Source organism: Paenibacillus jilunlii (genome assembly GCF_900102965.1).
In the GTDB taxonomy this organism is placed as follows: Bacteria; Bacillota; Bacilli; order Paenibacillales; family Paenibacillaceae; genus Paenibacillus_AQ; species Paenibacillus_AQ jilunlii.
The window spans coordinates 249,344-267,596 of record NZ_FNGM01000009.1 but is presented as its reverse complement, the minus strand read 5'-3'; the positions used below and the strand labels follow the sequence as shown (position 1 = coordinate 267,596).

Here is an 18,253-nt window from a genome sequence, read left to right as displayed (position 1 = left end):
GGAGAGGTGTCCGAGTTTGGCCGAAGGAGCACGATTGGAAATCGTGTAGGCGCCACAAGCGTCTCGAGGGTTCGAATCCCTCTCTCTCCGTAGCATTACTTCCCTGAATAGGGATGAGAACCCTCAGTGGTTCGTTGGAGCATAAAGATATGGCCCGTTGGTCAAGGGGTTAAGACACCTCCCTTTCACGGAGGTAACATGGGTTCGAATCCCATACGGGTCACCATTATTACTTGATTTTTATTATAGTGATTTGGTACAATAAGTTTTGTTGATTTAAGGAGGCTTAGCTCAGCTGGGAGAGCATCTGCCTTACAAGCAGAGGGTCGGGGGTTCGAACCCCTCAGCCTCCACCATAGTATCCTTTCAAAAGAATAAGTCTTAATACTGACGCGGGGTGGAGCAGCCCGGTAGCTCGTCGGGCTCATAACCCGAAGGCCGCAGGTTCAAATCCTGCCCCCGCAATACTTTGGAACCGTGGTGTAGTTGGCCTAACATGCCTGCCTGTCACGCAGGAGATCGCGGGTTCGAATCCCGTCGGTTCCGCCATTCACTTGATATAACTTATATGGCTCGGTAGCTCAGTCGGTAGAGCAAAGGACTGAAAATCCTTGTGTCGGCGGTTCGATTCCGTCCCGCGCCACCATTTTTCTTACAACTTAATATGCCGGTGTAGCTCAATTGGTAGAGCAACTGACTTGTAATCAGTAGGTTGGGAGTTCAAGTCTTCTCGCCGGCACCATTGTGGAGGCTTAGCGAAGTGGCCAAACGCATCAGACTGTAAATCTGCTCACGTACGTGTTCGGTGGTTCGAATCCATCAGCCTCCACCATTTTTTAGGGGCATAGTTTAAAGGTAGAACAACGGTCTCCAAAACCGTTGGTGTGGGTTCAATTCCTGCTGCCCCTGCCACACAATTTTAAAAGCATAATATGGCGGCCGTGGCGAAGGGGTTAACGCACCGGATTGTGGTTCCGGCATTCGTGGGTTCGAGACCCATCGGCCGCCCCATTTCTTTTAGAATTATTGGTTTACTTAGGATGTAACAGTTTCATATGGCGGCTGTGGCGAAGGGGTTAACGCACCGGATTGTGGTTCCGGCATTCGTGGGTTCGAGACCCATCAGCCGCCCCATTTCTTTTAGAATTATTGGTTTACTTAGGATGTAACAGTTTCATATGGCGGCTGTGGCGAAGGGGTTAACGCACCGGATTGTGGTTCCGGCATTCGTGGGTTCGAGACCCATCAGCCGCCCCATTACTTTACAAATGAATATTGGGGATTAGCCAAGCGGTAAGGCAACGGACTTTGACTCCGTCATTCATAGGTTCGATTCCTATATCCCCAGCCATTATATGCGGACGTGGCTCAGCGGTAGAGCATCGCCTTGCCAAGGCGAGGGTCGCGGGTTCGATTCCCGTCGTCCGCTCCATTTTTATGGCGCCATAGCCAAGTGGTAAGGCAAAGCTCTGCAAAAGCTTTATCCCCAGTTCGAGTCTGGGTGGCGCCTCCATTTTTTTGTTTAGCACTAATTCATATTTGTATGTGCCGGCGTGGCGGAATGGCAGACGCGCTCGACTCAAAATCGAGTGGGAAACCGTGGAGGTTCGAGTCCTCTCGCCGGTATTAGCTAAAAGAGTTCATTAGAGACATCCTCTAGTGGACTTTTTTATTTGAATTTAAGTGCCCCGTTCATAACTTGAGCTGAAGACACCTTAGATTTGTATTTCATGTCTCTCCACCGGGACATGAAAGTGCTTCGTAATGTAGCCAGGCTTAATGCGCTGCCCTAATGCATCGACATAAATAAACTCCAGGGAGTCGCTCAGTAAGTATTGCCATAGGATAAGCGGTGAGCTTCTTGATGTTCCTTCACACGGATCGGAGCTTCTTGACGAAATTCATGAAGCTCAAGGCACTGTATACGAATAGATATCCGTAATGCTCCGTAACTCCAGTTGAGTTTGGGGCATTTTTAATTTGGATAAGCAACTTGTGATGGCTTCAATGATCTCCTTGAATTCTCCCACCATTTCGAATCATAATAGACCTAAGATACCCAAGGGGAAGTGAAAATAGTGAACAAAATCCTGCTGCTGGAGGATGATTTGAGCCTGATTGACGGGCTTTCGTATTCGCTGAACAAGCAAGGGTTTGAGTTGGATATTGCCCGGACGGTAAGGGAAGCGGAAGTTCTTTTTACGGACGGAATCTATGATTTGCTGATTTTGGATGTATCCTTGCCGGATGGCTCCGGTTTTGAGGTTTGCCGGAAGGTGCGGCAGGTTTCAAAAGTTCCGATCGTCTTCCTGACGGCTTCTGATGAGGAAGTGAATATGGTCATGGGACTGGATATGGGCGGCGATGATTATATTACCAAGCCGTTTAAGCTGGGGGTGCTTGTGTCGAGAATCAATGCCGTGCTGCGGAGGGCAAACGATTTTGGCGTGGCCGATGCAGAAATGGCGTCGAATGGTATCAAGGTGTTGCTGTTGCAGGGAGAAGCTTATAAAGACGAGAAGGTCCTACCGTTGACGACCGCAGAGTATAGGCTGCTTTGCTTGCTGATGAATCATCCGAATCAGGTTCTTTCCAAAGAAATGATCTTGGACAAGCTGTGGGATGGGCCGGGAAGTTATGTGGACGACAATACGCTGGCGGTTTATATCCGCAGGCTGCGCATGAAGATCGAAGAAGATCCCAATCATCCGCAAATTTTGTTGACGGTCAGAGGCATGGGATATAAGTGGAAGGTGACGAATTGAGGTGGGACGATGCACGTTTTTACCAACCAGGATATTAAAAAGCTGTTTATCTCACTGTCTTGTATCTTTGTTTCGTTTATGGGATTGTCCCAGCTTTTGATCTGGCCGTCCAGCGGCTCTTTGCGTCTGGGCCTTTTCTTGCTCTCGCTTCTGATCGCCGCCGGTGTATTGGGGAGCTGTTTTTTGTATTTTAGAAGACAGGATCGCATAATGAAGGAGGCCATCTCTCAAATTTCCCATTTCATGACGGGCAATACCCATGCCCGTATCGAATGTGACAGCGAGGGAAGCCTTTATAAGCTATTTCACGCGGTGAACACGCTGGCTACGACGCTTGACACGCATGCTGCCAAGGAACAGAAAACGAAGGAGTTTCTGAAAGACACGATATCGGATATTTCCCACCAGTTAAAAACGCCTCTTGCCGCCCTCAATATCTACAACGGACTTTTGCAGGACGATAGCGAGGACCCAGCCGCCATGCGGGAATTTGCGGTCAAGTCGGAACGGGAAATTGACAGGATCGAAACGCTGGTTCAAAGCCTTCTGAAGATTACAAAATGGGATGCCGGTTCGATCATGATCGAGAAGTTACCCGAAAATATCGCCGATATGATGAACGACCTCTGGCTGCATTTTGAAACGCGCGTCAATCTGGAGCGGAAACGCATGACCCTGTCGGGACCGCCGCAGGCCGAGCTGGTTTGTGACCGGGGCTGGATCGTGGAAGCCGTAAGCAATGTGGTGAAAAACGCGCTGGACCATACGGAAGCAGGCGGTCATATCGCCATCGAGTGGAACGAGTTGCCTGCGGTTACGCAAATCACGGTCAAGGATAATGGAAGCGGTATCCATACGGAAGATATATATCATATTTTCAAGCGGTTTTATCGGAGCCGCTTTTCGAAAGATACGCAAGGCGTTGGCCTGGGCCTTCCGCTGACCAAAGCCATTGTTGAAGCGCATGACGGCAATATCACGGTGGAGAGTGCCTTAGAGAATGGCAGCACCTTTGTGCTGAGTTTTCTCAACCTTACGAAACTGTAAGCCGGAATTCATGTGAGCGTAAGCCGCAGGTAGTAAACTCCGTGATAGAAAGGAGTGAGGGACTTTGAATTTGTTGGAAGTGAATTCCGTATGTAAAACCTATGGAAGCGGTGAAACGGCCGTTAACGCCTTGAAAAATGTAAGTTTTACCATACCCAAAGGCGAGTTTGCCGCGGTTATCGGGGAGTCCGGTTCCGGAAAAAGTACGCTGCTGAACATGATAGGGGCCCTGGATACGCCCACGTCCGGCAAGGTATGGATAGACGGGAACGATATTTTTCGCATGAAGGACGAGAAACTGACCATATTCCGCCGCAGGAATATCGGTTTTATTTTTCAGGCGTTCAATCTGATCCCGGAGCTTAATGTGGAGCAGAATATCACTTTCCCTTTGCTGCTCGATTATAAGAAGCCGGATCAAGCGTATGTGGAAGAAATCCTGGCCGTTCTGTCCTTGACGGACCGGCGCAATCATCTGCCCCGCCAGTTATCCGGCGGTCAGCAGCAGCGCGTGGCGATCGGCCGCGCCTTGATTACCCGCCCCATGCTTATCCTTGCGGACGAACCTACCGGTAATTTGGACAGCCAAAACAGCAACGAGGTTATTTCCCTGCTAAAAACGGCATCCAAACGCTACCAGCAGACGATTATCATGATTACGCATAACCGGAGTATGGCTTCGACGGCGGACCGGGTGCTGCAGGTGTCGGACGGTGTGCTTACTCATCTTGGGGTGTACGCCGAATGAAAAGCTATCTGGGTCTGGTTTCGGAATATGCCAAAGTCCATAGCAAGAAAAACCGGCTCACTGTGGTTTGCATTGCCATATCCGTGATGCTGGTCGTGGCCGTATTCGGGATGGCCGATATGAGCGTGAAAGCCCAAATCAACGAGAATATCCGGCAAAAAGGGAATTACCATGCCGTGATTGCGGGGATAACGGACAGCACCGCCGGGCAAATCGCAGGTCGCAGCGATGTGAAAGTGGCGGGTTGGGTCGGGATGGCGGAGGATACGGTTTTTCAAGGGAAAAAACTACGTATTCAAGGCGGCGAACAGGATATCGCTGAACAGATGAACCTGGTCGTGAGCGGGGGAACGTATCCGGCTTCCGAACGTGAAGCTTTGCTTGACCGGCCGGCACTAGAGCAATTCGGTCTGTCCATTGGGGATACCATTGAAATTGCTTTGAGCGATGGGCTGAAGCGGGAATATAAGATTACCGGGACGTACAACGATTTTTCCAGTTTGAAAGGCACGGACTCCCACGGCCTGTATCTGTCAACGGAGGGAATTCGTACGCTTCCGTCCGAAAAAAAAGAATATTATTATATTCAGTTTAAAAGCAGCGTGAACATTAACCGGGCGTTATCCAACATCAAAGCGGAGTATGGCCTGACCGGTAAACAGGTCTCCACGAACCTTCTCCTGCTTGGTTTGCTGGGACAAAGCAACGACAGTTCGATGATCGATCTCTACCTTACGGCGGGAATTCTTTTTCTCCTGATTACGATGGCTGCTACGTTTATGATCGCCAGCAGTTTTAACATGAGCGTGCTGGAACGGACGCAATTCTTCGGCCTTTTGCGCTGTCTTGGCGCCACGAAAAAGCAGATCAAACGGTATATCCGGCGGGAGGGTTTGCGGTATTGCCTAAAAGGGATTCCGATTGGACTATTGGCCGGGTGCGGTATGATGTGGGCGGCGGTTTTATCCCTGAATTCCTTGAATGTTAAGTACTTGCCGGCAATGCCAGTGTTTCAAATCAGCTGGCCCGCTATCGCTGCCGGTACGGTAATCGGGTTTTTGGTGGTCATGCTCGCTTCGAGGTCGCCTGCCAAAAAGGCGGCAAAGGTATCTCCGCAAGCGGCCGTAACCGGAAATATCAATCATGTGAATCATCAACCCATGAACAGAGCGGCTAACACCAAATGGTTTCGCGTGGATAAAGCTATGGGGCTCCAGCATGCGTTTTCCAATAAAAAGAGCATGGTGCTGATATCGGGTTCTTTTGCGCTAAGCATCATCCTGTTCTTGTGCTTCACGGTCCTGATTACCTTCATGGGCCATGCCTTAAGGCCGTTGAAGCCTTACGCGCCTGATATCTCCATTATGGGTGTGAAGGATTCCGTCTTGCTTGACCGTTCGATAATGGAGGAAGCAAAGGCGCTTCCGCATATCAGGAATATATATGGACGGATGGTTCTCCATGATATTCCGGCAACTTATCAACAGGGCGACAATACGGCCACGCTGATTTCATATGACGAATCGCAATTTAAATGGGCGGCAGACAAGCTGATTTCCGGAACAATAGATCAGGTGCAGAACGGCAACGGGGTATTCGTCACGTATTCGGAGGATTTGAAATGGAAGGTAGGCGATACCCTTAACCTTAGACTGCCCGGGGGATCTTCTGAAGTTCACATTGCCGGGATCCTCTCCGATACACCGTTTGTGGCAAAGAAAGGCGGATGGATCATCATTAGCTCCGAAGCCACCTTTACCGCGCTGACCGGTATCTCGGATTACACCATTATCGACATGCAAGTCGATGAAGATATTTCCGGGCAGGCCAGAAGCCTAATCACGCCGCAAATGCGGCTGCTTGACGAACAGCAAGGCAACCGCGAAACCCGCGCGGCCTATTACGCCATGGCGGTATTTGTGTACGGGTTCTTGCTGGTGATTGCACTGGTCGCGCTGATTAACATCCTGAATACGGTAAACGCCAGCGTTTCCAGCCGAATGGGTAACTATGGCGTGATGCGTGCGGTAGGCATGTCAAGCAAGCAGTTAAAAAGGATGGTCATGGCCGAAGCCGCCGCTTATGCGATATCAGGCAGTTTGATGGGCGGTGTTTTGGGATTGCTTTTGCATCGCTTCTTCTATGGGCTGATGATTACCTCCAACTGGGGTGAGCTTTGGCAGCCGCCAATTATGGTTTTGTCGATCACGATTGCAGCAGCGGTCCTCACGACGTTTGTTGCGGCCATCTCACCGACCCGGAAAATGGATAAGATGAACATCGTTAATGTGGTGAATGCGCAGTGAAACAGACCAGGAATCTTTTATCCCAATTCAGTCTGTAAATAATTCAGCTTGTATTCCTTCGGACTCATCCCTGTGTATTTGGAGAACACGTGGGTGAAATAAGCTGGTGTCTCAATACCGACTGCTTCTGCGACTTCAAATACTTTACTCGCCGGATTCCTGAGTAATTTCTTGGCTATTTCAATCCGGTACTTGTTGATCGCGTCGATGATGGACTCATTGGTTACTTTTTTGTAAAGGCGGCTGAGGTAGCTGCTGTTGATATGGATATGGTCCGCAATAATCTGCAGGCTCAGGTTCTGGTTGTAATGCTCTCTTATATATTTCTGGCATTCTATAACGATGTAATTGGTCTGTTTGTCGTTAAACGCCACTGCCCTTGAGCAGCTCCCAATCAAACGCTTTAGGATGTCTGCCAACAGCTGAATGCTTTTGCTCTCCTGGATCTGTTTATAAACCCTGGATTGGTTTTCATCCAATTCGGGTGCGAAGGGTTGGCTGGCGCTCAAGAAACGGAAACAGTAAGAACCGATAAGCAGACTAGCCACCTTTACATTCTCAATCGGCTCTTTGATGTTCTTGTAACTCTCAAGTAACCGATCCAGTTGATTGAGTGCCAGATCATTTTGTCCTTGTTGCAGATATTCAATAATTTTCTCTGCTGTATGATGGGGAGGAGCTCCGGGAGTGAGTGTCTGGTTGGCATGAGGCATATAAACGGCCACATAATTATCGCTATAAAAGCTGCCTTGCAGTGCTTCTCTCGCCTCGCGGTAAGCCATGGACAGCGTCTGCACATCCCGGTGCATGAGACTGATGCCGATATTGAGATGGTATTGTCTAAAGTTTTCTGCCATGGCGAGAATTTCATTGCAAATTGTGAGCAAGGCTTGTGTGGAGACTGCTGCATTGCCGTCGCCCATAGAGACAATGGTCAGCAGGGTGTTTTTTTCCATTGCCATTATATAAGTAGGGCGCTTCTCGAAGGCTAGCGCAAGAAATTGGCGAATGGAAGCCAAGAACCGGTGATATTCATTCGTTAGAGGGAAGCCCAGCGTTTCCTCAACCTCCAGATAAACCCCGAAATAGTTCTCCAATTGCAAACCAAGCTCTCTTGAGCGGCTGAACAAACTTGCTTCATCGCTGATCAAGCCGTGGGCGGCCTCCTTCAGAAATTTTTCACTGATTTCGGAAAGATTGTCATTGATCTTGCTCTCTAGCTGTCTCAATTTCTGCTTCTGCTCATATTCCTTTTCCAGCAGCCGCGTTGCTTTTATAATGGCCCCGGGAATCTTCTCTGAGGGATTGGTTTTGACCACAAAATCGACTACTTCATACTGAATGGCTGTTTGGGCATAGGAAAAGTCAGCGAAGGCTGTAAGGATGATGACCTTGATCTGCGGAAAGTTTTGGTGTACATAGTCCGATAAAGCAAGACCGTCCATCCCCGGCATGCGGATATCGGTTACAATAATATCGATGTCATAATGGCCGAGCATCTCCACGGCTTCCAGTCCATTGGATGCTTCACAAATTACTTCACATTGGAGAGTCTCCCAATCAATAAAACACTGCAGCCCTTTTTTGATAACAGGCTCATCATCAACGATCATGACATTATACATGCGATAGTTCCCCCTGATCTGCAGGTATGTGAAGGGTAACTTTGGCTCCTGCCCCAAATTCGCTTTCGACATCAATTCCATAAGGCTCGCCGTAGATCAGCTTGACCCGTTTTTGCGTGTTGATCAGGCCAATATTGTTGTGGCCTTGCTTGCGCATGGTGATGCTTTCGAAATTACTCCAATTCCGGGGAACAACCTCAAATCCATTGCCATTGTCCGTGATCTCAAAATAGATCGAATCGTCTATGCGGTAAATTCGGATGTGAATGATTCCTTTGCCCAGCTTTTTTTCCACACCGTGAACGACAGCATTTTCCACCAAAGGCTCTACACTCAGTCTGGGAAGCAGCAGGTCCAGTATGGCCTCGTCCTCAATATGAATCGTATACTCAATTTTATCCTCAAACCTTTCTTTCTGCAGATAAAGATAAAATTGGATAACATCCAGTTCCTGGCGAATCGGGACCTTGGCGAGACTATTGGAATAAATACTTGCCTGCAGCAGTTCCGTAAGGGACGTTACCATTTTGTAAACGGTCTCATCTTTGGACAATTTGGCTTTGTAGCCAATAGTAATTAACGTGTTGAACAGAAAATGGGGATTGATCTGGGCTTGTAAAAATTTGATCTCCGATTCTTTAATCAGCAGGTGCTTCTCATAGACTTCTTTGATGAGATAATTGATTTCTTCCGTCATTCTGTTGAAGGTGGTACTGAGCTGGTTGAGCTCCACATCTTTGTAGGCCGGCATCCTTGTGTTGTAATCACCTTTCTTTACCTTATGGATACTCCGCAGCAGATCACGGATAACCCGGGTAAAGCGAAGAGATAACAGAACGCCTGCTGCGAGGGATACGAAAGCAATCAGAGCGATGATCCAAATGTAATTACGCATGCTCTCGGACAACTTGGAGAGGACTTGCTTTTTAGGGATGCCTGCAATGAAAGTAAGCCCGGTTGTGCCGATGCTGCGGGAAACGGTCAGGTAGCTTTGATGGTTTAGCTTGACTTCGCTTACTTCGGCATTGTCTTTCAGCGCGAAGACGGCGGGAGACACGATAGAACCCAGCTCTTGCTTATCAGTACTGGAATAGATGGCTCCCCGGTTATCAATGATGTAGGCCATAGCACCCGGAAAGGTGAGCAGCCCGGAATATTTGTCCGCTAAATCTGCCTCCTCCGTGCCAAAAATCAGCACAAGTCGCTGCTGGGGAAGGTTGATATTGGATACAATTCGTGTGAAGTAGAGGGTACGGTCCTCGTAGCTTGGCGTGACAATTTCCTTGCCCCGAACCAGGCCATTAACCGAATGATAGACAGCAAGATTGTTCTTGTTAATCTGTTCAATGTTGGACTGTGATTTTAGAACGGAAATATAGTTATCTGAATCAAAAAAAACATAAGCCGTTGACAGCAGGCTGATATTCCAAGCGTTGTTGAACATAAGGCTATATTTCAGGTCCTCTTCCATTTCACTTTTGTTGAGAAACTTTTTGTAGTAGTCGTCTCCCAGGGACACATCCTCGATTGACCAGGTCCTTATCGTTTTATTGGCTAAGAAATGCAGGGAGGTATTATCAATAATCTGAAAGGATTTCTCGATATTGTCATTGGCCTGGCGGATCAGAAGAGACAGATTATCGTTGGCATTCCTCGTCAGAATCTGGGAGATATTCCAATAGAAATAGCAGCCGGCGAACGTCATCGGCAAAAGAATCAGAAGAAGAATTGTAATCACAATTTTGTTCCTTACCGGAATGCGGGAGAGTAATCCACGAATTGGGCGAAGGCTGAGTCGTCGCATGATCTGTTCACTGGACATGCTGTCTGCTCCTTGGTTGATGATACTATAGTAAAGTTATTATACAGTCTTTTATTTGTGGCGAATAGCTGAACAGAACGAAATACAGCCATTTCCGGCCATGTGGTAAAGAAAACAACAAAGAGTTAAAGAAATCGGAAGAATTCTAACACCCCTTCATCTGTATGGTTGCTTTGGCTCTATTTGCTCAAGATATCAGAAAAGATCATGCCGAAATACGAATTCATTCCCCGTATTCCTTGCTCTACAATTAGGGCTGTACCTAAGCCACAATAGGCTGTAAGGCTTAAGCCTCTGCAGCAGGCTGTCATCATTTAAAGGGGGATTTGACTTGAGAAAGCCATTGTTCAAAACAAGCTTCACTTTAGCAAGCACTCTGATTCTGGCCCTGTCCATTTCGGCCTGCGGATCACAGAATTCTTCAGAGAACAGCGGGGCGGCCGCAACTGTTGCACCAACCGCCTCGGGTCAGGCAAGCGATACTCCCGCTGCCAAGGCACCGGTGAAAATTTCCTATCTCACCTTCCGGGTGGGTACTCATGCGTCAGCCAAGCTGGAGGAAGAACAGATCAAGCAGTTTAATGCCAAGTATGGCAAAGAAGTGGAGGTTGTGGTTGAAGAAATTCCTAGTGACTCCGCTTATGAGGACAAGTTAAAGATTCTGGCCGTCTCCGGGGATGTTCCGGATGTCGTCATGGGCAAGAACGGAATTAATGACATCCTGATTAAAGGCAATCTTGTAACCCCTTTCAATGACTATCTGGACAAGGACCCGGAATGGAAAGCAGCGGTTGGAGAAGCGGCGCTCGCTGCCAATACCCGGGATGGAAAGGTGTGGTCCATAAGCGATCAGAAGCAGAATATCGGTTACTTCTACAACAAGGAAATGTTTGAAAAGGCGGGAATCCAGCCGGCGCAAACCTGGGATGAATTCATGAGCAACAACGAGAAGCTCAAAGCGGCAGGCTTCGTTCCGCTTGCATTGATGACAGGGGAGAATGCCTGGACGACCAACCTGATTCTGGCTGCCCTTGTGGGCACGAACGGGGAAGCAGGCAATACCTTCATGAATACGCTGCATCCCACCGACTTTAATACGCCCGAAATGATTCAGGCGCTCAACATGATGAAGACGATGCTGGAGAAGTACACGACCAAGGATGCGCTGGGTGCCGGTTACGCCAATGCAGCGAACGCTTTCTCCCAGAACAAGGCGGCCATGATCGCCAACGGTCCCTGGATGATTGGAGACTTTAGCGACCCGACCAAATCCAGTGCAGACTTCGATAAAAAGGTGGGTGTCGCAGCTTATCCGAACAATAGCCTGATCTCCACCTATGAGGTTGGCTATATGATCGGAGCCAAAACACCGGAAACACGCGACGCCGCAGAGAAATTTATTCGCTTCAAGACGGGGATAGAAGGACAGACCATTGCCCTTGAATATGGGAATGTGATGCCGGTATCCAATGAGATTCAGCCTTCGGATGCACTGAAGCAGAAATATCCGCTTTTTGTTGAATCCATAAAATTGGCCCAACAGACGCAGGTTCATTATCAATCCTTTGACTCTATTGTCTATCCCAACATAACCGACGCCTGGAAAAGCCTTTATCCGAAGCTGGTATTCGGTCAATCTACAGCAGAGGAGATTGCCAAAGAGCTGACAAAAATTGCAGCCAAACATAAATAATCGGCAAGCTGATAAGCAGGAGTATGAGCTATGATCGGATTTTCCGGCAGGTCTGCTTTCCGGGAGAATTTGATTAGGGAGGACCATATGGATGGTTAGGAAAAATAAAGGATATATTACGCTGTTTCTGTTGCCGACAGTTGTACTATTTATTATTGTCTATGCCGTATCGATTGTCATTCTGTTCGGTACATCCTTTACGGAATGGTCGTCCGGACGAAAACCGGTTTTTATCGGACTGGCCAACTATATTCAATTGTTTACGGATGATTCCGATTTTCGTAAAAGTTTTTTGAATACGGGTGTCTGGGTTTTGCTCCAGTCCACGATCCATGTCGCCATCGGTACCGTGTTCGCAATTATTCTCAATATGAAGGAATTCTACTGGAAGTTTGCGCGGACGGTTTACATGTTTCCCAATATCATCTCGGGCGCAGCCGTGGGTATGTTGTTTTTGTGCATGCTCAATCCAGATTTTGGTGCGGTGAACAGCATTGTCCGCTTGTTCGGAAATGCGGATTACGCTCAGAACTGGTTTATGGATTACACAACCGCCTTCTTCTCAGTGACAATGACCTGGCTGCCCTATGCGGCTGTCGTCACTATACTAATTCTGGCCGAGATTGCGGCGATTCCAGAAAGCCTGTTTGAATCGGCGCGTATCGATGGGGCCAGCGAGCTGAAGATCAATTTTTATATCATCCTTCCTATGCTGCGCAATATTATCGGGACCTGCGTGATTCTCGCCGGAACAAGTATGCTGCAGAAGATGGATATCATTATGATGACGACGGGCGGCGGCCCCGGCAATGAAACCATGAATCTGCCCATTTATATTTACAAGACCGCACTCATGGAGAACAACTTCGGTTATTCCAATTCGGTGGGTGTCTTCCTAATCGGCTTTGGCTTGGTCTTTGTCCTGCTGTGCCGAAATCTGTTCAGAATAGGCAGCTCCCAAAACTGAATGGAGCGACTGGGGTGAGAATATTGAGAAAAGGTTTGGTTGTGCTTAAGTATGCGTTTGTGCTCCTGATTATATTGCTGTCTCTTGGTCCGTTTCTGTGGGTGCTGATGGCTTCATTCAAAACAAATGCAGAGATTTTGAACAATTCGCTCGGCTGGCCGAAGAGCTTCCGCTTTTCCAATTACGTCATGGCCTTCAAGATTGCGCCGCTTTCCCGGTTTTACATCAACAGTGTGATCGTGGGCATCTTCGGAACATTATTAAATTTACTGCTGCTCGGTATGGCGGGTTATGTGCTGGCCCGCTTTCAATTCCGCTTCAAGAACCTGCTGATGGGAGCATTCTCCCTTTCACTGCTGATTCCGGGCGCCGCCATGCTGCAGCCGCTGTATTTGACGGTTAACACATTGGGGCTTTACGACAAGGTGGTTGGACTTATTATCGTATATGCCGGCTTTGGCTTGCCGGTCTCGCTCTATATTCTATCAAGCTATTTCCTGACGATTCCCAAGGAAATGGAGGAATCGGCTTATCTGGACGGTGCCAGCTTCATCCAGACGTTCTTCAGAATAATATTGCCCATATCAAAGCCGGGTTTCGGCACGGCGGGTGTGATGCAGTTTCTGCTCTGCTGGAATGAATTTCAATTCGCTATAATTCTGACGACAGGCAATCAGAGCCGTACACTGCCGCTTGCGCTCTACTATTTCAAAAGCCAGTTTGCCAGTGATTACGGCGTCATGTTTGCTGCTACGATGGTCGTTATCATACCTAGTATCCTGGTCTATATCCTGCTGCAGAAGCAAGTTGTATCCGGACTTGCAGCGGGAGCGGTGAAGGGATGATGAGCCGGAAGATGACAATAGGGAAAAACACCGGAGAAACAGAGGGGTTGCAGATGAAAGAGGAAAACCTGTGGTGCCTGAAAGAAAACGGATATGACCCTGGACTGCACAAGCATTATGAAGGACTCTTTACCCAAGGAAATGGCTACATGCATGTCCGTGGAAGCTTCGAGGAGGGGTGCAGCGATGCACCCCAGGACGAAGAATATTTGCGTTTTCCCGATAATGTAACGCTTGAGAAGCCACGGCATCCCAAGTCCAAGCAGGGAACCTTCATCCCGGGCATAGTCGGCCGGCATCCGCTGCTGAAGGAGGAGATTGTCAATCTCCCATATTATCTGGGGGTTGAATTTTTGTCTGCCGGCGAGCGTCTGGATATGGATCTGTGCCGGATCAGCGGCTACCAACGCTGGCTGGACCTGCGGGATGGAAGTCTTCATCGTTCAGTTGTATGGGAAACAGCAGAGGGCATGAAAATTCATTGTACATTCATCCGATACCTCAGTATGGCGGATACCCATCTTTGCATTCAGCAGGTACAGCTTGAGGTGTTGTCAGGCGAAGGCAGCCTGGAGGTGAAGGCCACCCTCCGGGCGGATGTGCGCACCAACGGAATGAATCACTATGCCCGGATTGTTCCCTCTGCGGACTCAGAGGGCAGCCTGTCACTTGAGACTATAACGGAGGAGGGCAATCAAATCTTCATGCTGTCTGCGCTGGAAGTCTCTGAAGCGGTAACCTGGCATGCAGAAAATACCCGGATGATGGCTGCGCTTCGAGGGGAGTGCAGACTGCGGGCCGGGGACCGGTTAACGCTTAGCAAGCTGACTACAGTGACAACGGATCGGGACATGGAGGAGGGAACGGTCCGCGACAGGGCGCTTGCGCATCTCAGCCACGCCCGCAATTTGGGCTGGGAGCAGCTGTATAACCGGCATGCTGCCAAGTGGAAGAGCAAGTGGCAGCATGCCGATATCCGCATCAAGGGTGATGATGCGGCGCAGGTAAACGTCCGCGCTTCCCTCTACCATCTGATCCGCTCCAATGCGGAACAGGATGCGAGGGTGGCAATCTGCGCCAAGGGTTATGCCGGCGAGGCCTATTTTGGCAGGTATTTCTGGGATACGGAGATCAACCTGCTGCCCTTCTTCCTGCACACCAACCCGCAGGCTGCCCGCAATCTGCTTCTTTTCCGCTACAATACGCTTGAAGGAGCCAGACGCAATGCCCGGAATTATGGATACCGGGGAGCACGGTATGCCTGGGAGTCCTCGTTGAGCGGGGAAGAGCAATGTGCGAATTGGCAGTACGCTGATCACGAAATTCATATAACGGCGGATGTAGTTTATGCCCTGTACCACTACGTAAATGCTACAGGTGACGAAGAATTTCTGGAGCGCTACGGCATTGATATTCTGGTTGAAACGGCCCGCTATTGGTGTGACCGCGTGGATTGGAACCGGGAGGGGTATGGCGAGCTGCTCGGCGTTATGGGACCGGATGAATATTTGCCGTTCACCCGCAACAATGCCTTTACCAACCGCATGGTCAAATTCAGTCTGGAGCAAACTGTTGCTTGTCTGGACAGCCTGCAAAGCGGTAAGCCGGATAGCTATGCGGCTGCGGCAGAGCGGCTGGGCCTGCGTCCGGATGAACGGGAGCTCTTCCGGCACACGGCGGAGAAGCTGAGGCTGCCTTACGACAGCCGGATGGAAATTGTTCCGCAGTCCGACGATTTCGCCCACTATGCCGATGTGGAATTCGAAAGTCTCTGGACAGACCGGTCCAGGCCATTTGGACATTTCATTTCCCAAGAGCGCAATTATCGCTCCAAGGCGTTAAAGCAGGCGGATGTTCTGGAATTAATGCTGCTGTTTCCACAGGAATTCCCCCGGGAACAGCTGAAGGCAGCTTATGCGTATTATGAGCCGATTACGACTCATGATTCCTCCTTGTCCGTGGCAGTTCACGGCATTGTGGCATCCTGGCTGAACCATAAGGAGGAAGCGGAAGCTTTTCTGCAGCGGGTGATGGCTATCGACTTTTCTCCGGAGAAAAAGGGTGCCGCTGAGGGGATTCACATCGCCAATTGCGGCGGTCTGTGGCAGCTCATCGTTTACGGATTTGCCGGTTTGGCGAGTGCGATGTGGAGCGGCACCATAAAGCTGCAGCCCCGTCTGCCTGAAGGCTGGGAGGAGCTGAGCTTCCAGATCGTTTGGCGGGGGGAGCACTACCGGATAACGGTTAATTCAGGTGCTTATGAAGTACAGAAGCTGAACGGGGGGGAAGCGGTTGCGGGCACAACCATTTGAGGCAGCTATCTTTGATCTGGATGGCGTCATTGTCGATACCGCAAAATTCCACTACAAAGCCTGGAAACGCCTTGCCGGGGAGTTGGGGTTCGCTTTCAGCGAAAGCGAGAATGAGCAGCTGAAGGGTGTCAGCCGCATGGAGTCTCTTGATCTTCTGCTGCGGTGCGGAGGGTTAACGGATGTATCGCCGGAACGGAGGGAGGCGCTCGCCTCGCGGAAAAATGAGTGGTACAAGGAGCTCCTCGCAACGCTCACACCTGCTGATGTATTGCCCGGTGTGGGAAGCTTTCTTGGCCTATTGCGCTCACGCGGAATCAAAACGGGGATTGCATCGGCCAGCCAAAATGCTCCTCTCATTATAGACAAAGTAAACATCGGGCCGCTGTTTGACGCAGTGGTAGACGGGAACAGCATTGTCAGGGCGAAGCCGGACCCGGAGGTGTTCCTGCAAGCAGCCAGGCTGCTCGGTGTAGCACCGGCGGCATGTTTTGTATTTGAAGATGCGGCGGCCGGTGTAGAGGGGGCGCTCCGGGCAGGCATGCGCGTTGTCGGCATTGGGAATGGGAAACTGCTTGCCCGCTCCCATCTTGCCATCACCAGCTTTGAGCAGCTTGAGCCCATTTTTCTGATGAGCCATATCGGCGCAGCCGGTCACACCGGATGGGGAGACAGCCGGTATGAGCAATAAGCAAATCAACGTTTTGATGCTGACGCAAATGCAGGATACTCCGCATGCGCTGCCGGGAGGCGGCTTTGTCACCCTGAAGCTTGTTACAGACCGCTTGGACTCACAGCTGCATCTGTTGACCGTATCCAATGGCAGGCTTGTCTTTACTGTGATTCTTGAACGGGGGATGGACATTGGGGAAATCTGGCTGGAGTCTGAAAAGATCAGCTGGGAGCGTGATGAGCGGCATCTGCTGCATCCGGAACACGTGGACCTGTCCGACAATGAGCATTCAGGCTGGGATTCAGGCTTCTATGCGGCTGTGGCTGCTATCGGACCTGAAATTTTTGGCACCCCGGATGAGGTGAGAACGGTCCACGGGACGGGTTCTTATTCCCCTGCATTGCTGGAATCGATACGCCTGGTCTGGGATGAGCAGCAGATCTGCTTGGAGGGTAACGTTCCAGTGAGAGGATATGGAGCGTTGCCTGTTTATGAAAAAACAATCCGGATCGTAACGAATTACGGGGCAGCTGTGCTGTTCCGGGAAGATACGGTGCGGAATTTAACAGATACAGCACAGCCTGTAGATGACGGTTACCATATCCAGCTGTCGGGTGCCTTTATGTCGGGAGGCGGAAGTTATATCCTGCCGGTTACGGCAAAAAAACTGCTGCTCCGCGACTCTGCTCCTCCGGAAACGGACCCGTTTGCTGTCTACGATGCTGAGACCAGGCTGAACCCGATCCGCTGTTATCAATACGTTCCTGAGCCGGTGGAGGGGCTGTCCGATCTGCCGCAGGTCCGCGACTATTGCGCTGCCGCAGGCGACCGCCAGGAACTGACGGCCGAGATGCTGGTGAACACAGGAAACGATGCCGCAGCCTATGTGATTCGTTCCCTGCAATGCTATCCCCGTTCACTGATAGCCAAAAGGGCCATTGAGGACTGCATGTATGCTCTGGAGCCATGTAAGACCAGACCCAATTCCATGAAGCAAAAAACGATAGACGGCGAAGTGGTCTACGTCGGACCCCGTGGCCATTGTACCGGCTGGATCATCTTGGGAGCGACACGTGACCGGCAGGAAATTGACACCCTTACGGACTTGATCCAAAGTGCTGCGAAGTGAATTATGCCAGAAACACAGACACCATCAAGTACAACATCTCAAAAGTTCCTCTTCATTCCATCCCCCGATCAGGAGTGGAACACAGGAGGGGGAAGAACTGGCAGGACGCTGTACTAGGTTTAAGGAAAAGAAATAACCAGTCACCGGTGGATATCCGGCGACTGGTTATTTCACTTTTAGTTTTCTGCCGGGTTTTCCTCAAAGGCTGCTTTTTCAGTCACTGGACTGCGATGCTGTGCGACAGTTATGGAGTTGCCAACAGTGTTGACGGTGAGCGCAAGTATATTTGATTTGGAAATTGCTGCATAGGAAATCAGAGGCGGG

The 18,253-nt window shown here is 49.8% G+C and carries 12 protein-coding genes and 16 tRNA genes; 26 read left to right on the top strand and 2 right to left on the bottom strand.

Annotated elements, in window-relative coordinates; all coding sequences use genetic code 11:
* The 20 genes from BLQ82_RS17210 (at position 1) to BLQ82_RS17115 (ending at position 6,866) form a co-directional block, all read left to right on the top strand.
* Positions 1-90, top strand: a tRNA-Ser gene (locus BLQ82_RS17210).
* Between the two features lie 61 nt (positions 91-151).
* Positions 152-226, top strand: a tRNA-Glu gene (locus BLQ82_RS17205).
* A 54-nt stretch (positions 227-280) separates the two neighbouring features.
* Positions 281-356: transfer RNA gene (locus BLQ82_RS17200), tRNA-Val, on the top strand.
* A gap of 35 nt (positions 357-391) precedes the next feature.
* Positions 392-465, top strand: a tRNA-Met gene (locus BLQ82_RS17195).
* Positions 466-471: 6 nt separating this feature from the next.
* Positions 472-549: transfer RNA gene (locus BLQ82_RS17190), tRNA-Asp, on the top strand.
* Positions 550-570: 21 nt separating this feature from the next.
* Positions 571-646, top strand: a tRNA-Phe gene (locus BLQ82_RS17185).
* 20 nt (positions 647-666) lie between these two features.
* Positions 667-742 (top strand) — tRNA-Thr (locus tag BLQ82_RS17180).
* A gap of 4 nt (positions 743-746) precedes the next feature.
* Positions 747-832 (top strand) — tRNA-Tyr (locus BLQ82_RS17175).
* Between the two features lie 6 nt (positions 833-838).
* Positions 839-912 (top strand) — tRNA-Trp (locus BLQ82_RS17170).
* 23 nt (positions 913-935) lie between these two features.
* Positions 936-1,011: transfer RNA gene (locus BLQ82_RS17165), tRNA-His, on the top strand.
* A 47-nt stretch (positions 1,012-1,058) separates the two neighbouring features.
* Positions 1,059-1,134 (top strand) — tRNA-His (locus tag BLQ82_RS17160).
* 47 nt (positions 1,135-1,181) lie between these two features.
* Positions 1,182-1,257: transfer RNA gene (locus BLQ82_RS17155), tRNA-His, on the top strand.
* Between the two features lie 19 nt (positions 1,258-1,276).
* Positions 1,277-1,351: transfer RNA gene (locus BLQ82_RS17150), tRNA-Gln, on the top strand.
* 6 nt (positions 1,352-1,357) lie between these two features.
* A tRNA-Gly gene (locus tag BLQ82_RS17145) sits at positions 1,358-1,432 on the top strand.
* Positions 1,433-1,439: 7 nt separating this feature from the next.
* A tRNA-Cys gene (locus BLQ82_RS17140) sits at positions 1,440-1,513 on the top strand.
* Between the two features lie 34 nt (positions 1,514-1,547).
* Positions 1,548-1,626, top strand: a tRNA-Leu gene (locus BLQ82_RS17135).
* Positions 1,627-2,078: 452 nt separating this feature from the next.
* Positions 2,079-2,765 carry a response regulator transcription factor gene (locus tag BLQ82_RS17130; protein WP_062521837.1) on the top strand — a complete coding sequence of 229 codons (687 nt, stop codon included), beginning with the start codon at positions 2,079-2,081 and terminating at the stop codon, positions 2,763-2,765.
* 9 nt (positions 2,766-2,774) lie between these two features.
* Positions 2,775-3,812 (top strand): sensor histidine kinase, encoded by a 1,038-nt coding sequence (locus BLQ82_RS17125; RefSeq protein ID WP_062521835.1) that lies wholly within the window; start codon positions 2,775-2,777, stop codon positions 3,810-3,812.
* Between the two features lie 64 nt (positions 3,813-3,876).
* On the top strand, positions 3,877-4,560 hold the full coding sequence (locus BLQ82_RS17120) for an ABC transporter ATP-binding protein (protein ID WP_062521834.1): 684 nt from the start codon (positions 3,877-3,879) through the stop codon (positions 4,558-4,560).
* A complete protein-coding gene (locus BLQ82_RS17115; RefSeq protein WP_062521832.1) occupies positions 4,557-6,866 on the top strand; it encodes an ABC transporter permease in 2,310 nt (769 codons plus the stop codon). Before BLQ82_RS17120 ends, BLQ82_RS17115 begins: the two co-directional genes overlap by 4 nt.
* Before the next feature lie 17 nt (positions 6,867-6,883).
* On the opposite strand, the gene BLQ82_RS17110 is transcribed toward BLQ82_RS17115, so the two are convergent.
* A complete protein-coding gene (locus BLQ82_RS17110; protein WP_062521830.1) occupies positions 6,884-8,491 on the bottom strand; it encodes a response regulator in 1,608 nt (535 codons plus the stop codon).
* The gene (locus BLQ82_RS17105) at positions 8,484-10,229 is read right to left on the bottom strand and encodes a sensor histidine kinase (protein WP_208810716.1); all 1,746 of its coding nucleotides are present in this window, start codon (positions 10,227-10,229) and stop codon (positions 8,484-8,486) included. The genes BLQ82_RS17110 and BLQ82_RS17105 overlap by 8 nt, the downstream gene beginning before the upstream one ends.
* A gap of 415 nt (positions 10,230-10,644) precedes the next feature.
* Between BLQ82_RS17105 and BLQ82_RS17100 the strand changes: the two genes are divergently transcribed.
* From BLQ82_RS17100 to BLQ82_RS17075, 6 genes are all read left to right on the top strand, one after another.
* Positions 10,645-12,006: an ABC transporter substrate-binding protein gene (locus BLQ82_RS17100; protein WP_062521827.1), complete on the top strand. Its 1,362-nt coding sequence runs from the start codon at positions 10,645-10,647 to the stop codon at positions 12,004-12,006.
* 91 nt (positions 12,007-12,097) lie between these two features.
* Positions 12,098-12,973 (top strand): carbohydrate ABC transporter permease, encoded by an 876-nt coding sequence (locus BLQ82_RS17095; RefSeq protein ID WP_062521824.1) that lies wholly within the window; start codon positions 12,098-12,100, stop codon positions 12,971-12,973.
* Positions 12,974-12,987: 14 nt separating this feature from the next.
* Positions 12,988-13,818: a carbohydrate ABC transporter permease gene (locus BLQ82_RS17090; RefSeq protein ID WP_208810714.1), complete on the top strand. Its 831-nt coding sequence runs from the start codon at positions 12,988-12,990 to the stop codon at positions 13,816-13,818.
* A 53-nt stretch (positions 13,819-13,871) separates the two neighbouring features.
* Positions 13,872-16,130 (top strand): glycoside hydrolase family 65 protein, encoded by a 2,259-nt coding sequence (locus BLQ82_RS17085; RefSeq protein WP_062521850.1) that lies wholly within the window; start codon positions 13,872-13,874, stop codon positions 16,128-16,130.
* The gene (gene pgmB / locus BLQ82_RS17080) at positions 16,111-16,818 is read left to right on the top strand and encodes a beta-phosphoglucomutase (protein WP_062521822.1); all 708 of its coding nucleotides are present in this window, start codon (positions 16,111-16,113) and stop codon (positions 16,816-16,818) included. The genes BLQ82_RS17085 and pgmB overlap by 20 nt, the downstream gene beginning before the upstream one ends.
* A complete protein-coding gene (locus BLQ82_RS17075; RefSeq protein WP_208810712.1) occupies positions 16,808-17,929 on the top strand; it encodes a DUF4432 family protein in 1,122 nt (373 codons plus the stop codon). Before pgmB ends, BLQ82_RS17075 begins: the two co-directional genes overlap by 11 nt.
* Positions 17,930-18,253 lie beyond the last annotated feature (324 nt).

Bases quoted from the DNA above. Each gene is read 5' to 3' on its own strand.
- BLQ82_RS17125 (WP_062521835.1), top strand. From the start codon at position 2,775: ATGCACGTTTTTACCAACCAGGATATTAAAAAGCTGTTTATCTCACTG.
- BLQ82_RS17115 (WP_062521832.1), top strand. From the start codon at position 4,557: ATGAAAAGCTATCTGGGTCTGGTTTCGGAATATGCCAAAGTCCATAGC.
- BLQ82_RS17110 (WP_062521830.1), bottom strand. From the start codon at position 8,491: ATGTATAATGTCATGATCGTTGATGATGAGCCTGTTATCAAAAAAGGG.
- BLQ82_RS17095 (WP_062521824.1), top strand. From the start codon at position 12,098: ATGGTTAGGAAAAATAAAGGATATATTACGCTGTTTCTGTTGCCGACA.
- BLQ82_RS17085 (WP_062521850.1), top strand. From the start codon at position 13,872: ATGAAAGAGGAAAACCTGTGGTGCCTGAAAGAAAACGGATATGACCCT.
- BLQ82_RS17075 (WP_208810712.1), top strand. From the start codon at position 16,808: ATGAGCAATAAGCAAATCAACGTTTTGATGCTGACGCAAATGCAGGAT.